This window comes from Mycobacterium sp. (assembly GCF_035603715.1).
GTDB lineage: Bacteria > Actinomycetota > Actinomycetes > Mycobacteriales > Mycobacteriaceae > Mycobacterium.
Window position 1 is genome coordinate 1 of record NZ_DATNJW010000396.1, and the last position, 4,741, is coordinate 4,741.

6 protein-coding genes are annotated in these 4,741 nt (G+C 66.2%); 2 read left to right on the plus strand and 4 right to left on the minus strand.

Translation table 11 applies throughout. From position 1 onward, the window contains the following. Positions 1–355, plus strand: a 355-nt coding sequence (locus tag VN856_RS16415; RefSeq protein ID WP_325690858.1) for a M1 family aminopeptidase, incomplete at its 5' end; no start/stop codon positions are given. A gap of 8 nt (positions 356–363) precedes the next feature. Here VN856_RS16415 and VN856_RS16420 read toward each other — a convergent pair. Together VN856_RS16420 and VN856_RS16425 are read right to left on the minus strand one after the other, a co-directional pair. After that, positions 364–1,164 carry a rhomboid-like protein gene (locus tag VN856_RS16420; RefSeq protein ID WP_325690866.1) on the minus strand — a complete coding sequence of 267 codons (801 nt, stop codon included), beginning with the start codon at positions 1,162–1,164 and terminating at the stop codon, positions 364–366. Positions 1,165–1,173: 9 nt separating this feature from the next. Then, the gene (locus VN856_RS16425) at positions 1,174–1,971 is read right to left on the minus strand and encodes an adenylate/guanylate cyclase domain-containing protein (RefSeq protein ID WP_414686975.1); all 798 of its coding nucleotides are present in this window, start codon (positions 1,969–1,971) and stop codon (positions 1,174–1,176) included. A gap of 368 nt (positions 1,972–2,339) precedes the next feature. On the opposite strand from VN856_RS16425, the gene VN856_RS16430 reads away from it, so the two are divergent. Further along, the gene (locus VN856_RS16430) at positions 2,340–3,404 is read left to right on the plus strand and encodes an oxygenase MpaB family protein (RefSeq protein ID WP_414686976.1); all 1,065 of its coding nucleotides are present in this window, start codon (positions 2,340–2,342) and stop codon (positions 3,402–3,404) included. On the opposite strand, the gene VN856_RS16435 is transcribed toward VN856_RS16430, so the two are convergent. Beyond that, on the minus strand, positions 3,401–4,186 hold the full coding sequence (locus VN856_RS16435) for an RNA methyltransferase (RefSeq protein ID WP_325690868.1): 786 nt from the start codon (positions 4,184–4,186) through the stop codon (positions 3,401–3,403). The two genes, VN856_RS16430 and VN856_RS16435, sit on opposite strands and share 4 nt — an antisense overlap. A gap of 110 nt (positions 4,187–4,296) precedes the next feature. Further along, complete coding sequence (gene rplT / locus VN856_RS16440) at positions 4,297–4,686, minus strand: 50S ribosomal protein L20 (protein ID WP_325690864.1); 390 nt, start codon at positions 4,684–4,686, stop codon at positions 4,297–4,299. Between the last annotated feature and the right edge of the window lie 55 nt (positions 4,687–4,741).

Below are 4,741 nucleotides of genomic sequence, written 5' to 3' on the forward strand. Positions count from 1 at the left end.
CGCGTGTTACGCGGAATGGCTGTGGTCCGAACACAGTGGCGGTCGCACCGCCGACGAATGGGCCCGCCACTATCACCAGAAGCTACGCAACTCGCCGCAGGATCTGCTGGTGACCGATCCCGGGCCGCGCGACATGTTCGACGACCGGGTGTACAAGCGCGGCGCGTTGACCCTGCACGCGCTGCGTCGACGGTTGAGCGACGAGAAGTTCTTTGCGCTACTGAAGGATTGGACGACCCGCTACCGACACGGCAACGCCGTCACCGACGACTTCACCGGCCTGGCGGCCGGCTACAGCGATGTATCGTTGTCGGGCCTGTGGGACAGCTGGCTGTACTCGAAGGCCGTGCCTTAACGGGTCGATCAGCTGTTGAGTGCCGGCTCCGCCGCCAGCTCGGGCAGTCCCACCCGTCGACGCACGGTCCGTGAATGAGTGATCAACTCGGCCGTGACGGCGCCCAGCGCGCCCACGGCCGCTGCACCCCACATCGACCAAGCGCCGTGCGCCAACAGGAAAAAGCCGAAGACTGCGGACACCGCCAGCAGCGCATACCGGACTTGTGTCCAGCGGGCCGGGCCGCCCAGTCGCAGGGAGACCAGCATGCCCAGCACCAATGCGACAGAGTGCCCGACATCGGTGAAATCGTCGCCCAGTGCGGCCGCGGCGATACCGACCGGCAGCCACCAGCCGATCCAGGCCGGTCGCCAGCGCTCAGGTATCGCGGCTGTCAGCGCGCCCAGCACGGCTACCGCGCCGTAGCTCACCCCGACATCGCTCGCGCGCGAAACCGACAGCGGCAGCCAGCCGAATTCGATCGCCGCGGTGAGGCCGATGGCGACCAGCAGCGTCGCACCGATATGGCCGGTGACGAACACGATGGCCAGCCGCCCGCTCCGCCAGATCAATTCAGCCAGGGCCAGCAGGCACACCAGGCACGGCAACCAGAAGTACATCGGACCGGATTCAGTGACGAACGCGCTGTCCAGCAGGGTGGCCACGTGACCGTGTGCGAGGTTGTGCAGATTGGTGCTGGCCTGTGCGATGACGTGCGCACGCGCGCGCGGCCCGAGGTCCACGAGCGCCGCGCTGACTCCGATCAGCACGGCCGCGTAGCCCAACGTGATCCGCACGCGTGAAAGGCGCGACAAGATCTGCACAATCATCGCCATCTACTATGCCTGCGGAGTCTCGTCATCCGCGCTTTCAAATCCTGATAAGTCGCTGACATTCTCCCTGGACAGCTTGAGCCGGTAGATGGCCAAATCAGGCGGCAGACCAGCGGGTTTACTCGCAAAGACCGGCCAATGCACGCGCTTGGCGGCGACGCCGAGTGTGACCAAGTCGTGCGGGTCAAGCTGGTCCAGTGTGGTTCCCGACACCATCACGCCGCCCCGTGTTGCGCGCTCCATCACTCGCGCGGCGACGTTGACGTCGACGCCGAGCCAATCGGCCGCCAGCCGCTGGGGTCGACCGGTGTGTATCCCGACCCGCATTCGCGGCTTGTAGCCGTCGACGTCGACCGATTTCAGCGCCCGCTTGGCCTCCAAGACCGCACCGACCGCGACGAGCGGGTCGGCGAACACCGCCATGGTCCCGTCGCCCATCCGCTTGACGATGTGCCCGCCGGCGTCCAGCAGCGGCGCTTCGATCGCCCGCGCCACTCGCCGCAAGAGTTTGAGAGTGGCGTCATCGCCGGCGTGCAAAGACCAAGTCGAGAAACCCACCAGGTCTGTGAAAACGATGGTGACCTCTTGGTTTGCCGGACGTCGGGACACTGCCTCGGTCACGGCCTGCCACACCTGCAGCGCGCCGAGACCGACCTCTCGCGACGCGCCACCGCGTTCGCCCAACAGGCGGCCCGTGGCCCGGGCCGCGGCGCGCGGTCCGCCCTGGCCGGCCGTCGAGAGCGGGTCGCCGAAGTCGGGATCGCCGGGCAGGAGTCTGCGCGCCCGCCGGACCAGCGAAATCATGCCTGGGTTTTGGTTTGTGCTGCGCAGCCATTCCGCCGCGTCACGTATCGGCGCCGGCGAACGCTGCCTTGAGTCATGCGATTCCGATGTGGCCACCGTTTGATCGGGCTCGCCGGACGCCGCGTGCGGCCCAAGTTCCACAACGCTCAGGGTAGGTGGTGTCCGGAGAGACCGGCAACGAGGTTCATGGTGGTGTCCGACACGATCTGCGGTGAACCACCTGATCACGGCGTTGCGACGGCCGCGTCGACACTCGGTAACAGTGCAGCGCGACGCGCCCCGAAATTGTAGACAACGTGCGTTGTCATCATTATCGTGATCTCATCATCGCCCATCAGGACTGGGAGGCCGTGATGACAGTGACGTCGATGCCCTCCAAGCGGCCGCGTACCTCCGCTGCGCGCCGGCCGGCCGAACCGGACAACAAGACAATCTCGGCAGCTCCGCTGGGGCCGGACTCGCTGACGTGGAAGTACTTCGGCGACCTGCGCACCGGGATGATGGGCGTCTGGATCGGCGCGATCCAGAACATGTATCCGGAACTAGGTGCCGGCGTCGAGGAGCATTCAATCCTGTTGCGCGAGCCGCTGCAGCGGGTGGCGCGCTCGGTGTACCCGATCATGGGCGTTGTCTACGACGGCGGCCGGGCGGCCCAGACCGGTCAGCAGATCAAGCAGTACCACCACACCATCAAGGGCGTCGATTCCACCGGCCGGCGGTACCACGCGCTGAACCCTGAGACGTTCTACTGGGCGCACGCCACCTTTTTCATGCTGGTGATCAAGGTGGCCGAGTACTTCTGTGGCGGGTTGACCGAGGCCGAAAAGCGTCAGCTGTTCGACGAACACGTGCAGTGGTACCGGATGTACGGGATGAGCATGCGACCGGTTCCCGAGTCCTGGGAGGAATTTCAGGATTACTGGCAACGGGTCTGCCGTGATGAGCTGGAGATCAACCAGGCCACGCTGGATATCTTCCAAATCCGGATCCCTAAACCGAAATTCGTGTTGATGCCCACCCCGGTGTGGGATCAGCTGTTCAAACCGCTTGTTGCGGGCCAGCGTTGGATCGCGGCCGGATTGTTCGAGCCATCGGTGCGCGAAAAGGCCGGCATGCGTTGGACACCGAGCGATGAAGTAGTACTGCGACTGTTCGGGAAGCTGGTCGAGCTGGCGTTCCTGGCGGTTCCCGACGAAATCCGGTTGCATCCGCGTGCGCTGGCCGCGTATCGCCGCGCGGAGGGCCGTGGTTCGGTCGACGCCCCGCTCGTCGAGGCGCCTGGCTTCATGGCGCCGCCGTCAGACCGACGCGGGCTGCCGATGCACTACTTCCCGCCGCGGAAATCGATCATCGAGCGCGCCGGTTCGCTGGTGCACACCACGTTCTCGCTGGCCGGATTGCGTCCCGCGCGGGGCCGCGGCAAAGCTGCCTAGTCGCCAGAACCGGCCCGCTGCGCCCGGGCGCTTTGATACAGGCAAATAGCCGCTGCCGCAGCCACATTGAGGCTTTGCGCACTCCCGGACATCGGTATGGTCACGCGGTTGTCGGCCCGTTCTGCCAGCTGTGTTGACAATCCGTGGGCCTCGGCGCCGAACAGCCACGCCGTCGGCGCCGTCAGGTCGGCGTCATCGAGCGACAGCTCACCGTCCACGGTGGTGGCCAGTACCCGCAGCCCGGCGGCCTGCAGTGTGCTGACGGCCGCGTCCACTTCGGGTTCGACGACGACCGGCATCGCGAAGATGCTGCCGGCCGACGCCCGCAGGCATTTTCCGTTGTACGGGTCGACGCTGTGTCCGGCGAAGACCACGGCGTCGGCGCCCATGGCATCGGCGATGCGGATCAGGGTGCCCGCGTTTCCCGGTTCACCGATTTCGACGCCGACGGCGACCAGTCGAGGCGCGCTCAGCAGAACGTCCTGCAAAGGCGGACTGGGCAATTCGCAGACTGCCACCAGGCCGGCCGGAGTCACGGTGTCCGACAAGGCTTTCGCGGCACGCTCGTTGACAAGGTGGACCGATGCGTCGTGCGTCGCCAACAGATCGGCGTACCGCAGCGCGGCGGCCTCGGTTGCGAAGACCTCGCGGATCAGCCCACGCTGCGATGCCGCTTCGACCAGATTCGCGCCTTCGACCAGGAACCGTCGGCTCCGGCGACGAGCGACCTGCCGGTGCAGTTTGACTGCGGCGACAACCCGGGTCGATCGTTCCGTGAGCACCGAGTGCGGTTGAGATCCGATTGTCCGGCTCTCCCCCGCAAGCGGGGGGAACCCCACCTCGTCGCGCTGCGCGCGCCGCATCGTCACCGGACCTGTTCGGCCGGGCGAGGTTAGGCGGCCTCTCCGGACGGCGCGTTGACGTCGTCGGGCAGTGCGGCCCGCGCGACACCGACCAACGCGGTGAACGCCGCGGGATCGCTGATCGCGATCTCGGCGAGGTTCTTGCGGTCGACCTCGACGCCGGCGGCCTTCAGGCCCTGGATCAGCCGGTTGTAGGTGATGTCATTGGCCCGAGCAGCGGCGTTGATCCGTGAGATCCACAGCTTGCGAAACTCACCCTTGCGTGCCCGACGGTCGCGGTAGGCGTAGGTCAGCGAATGTAGCTGCTGCTCTTTGGCTTTGCGGTACAGGCGAGACCGCTGGCCGCGATAGCCTTTGGAAGCCTTCAGGATGGTGCGGCGCTTCTTTTGGGCGTTGACTGCCCGCTTCACGCGTGCCATGGGGTGTTCCTATCTCGTTGGGAAGTGGTTGTTCCGGCGCTTGTGCTGCCGGTCA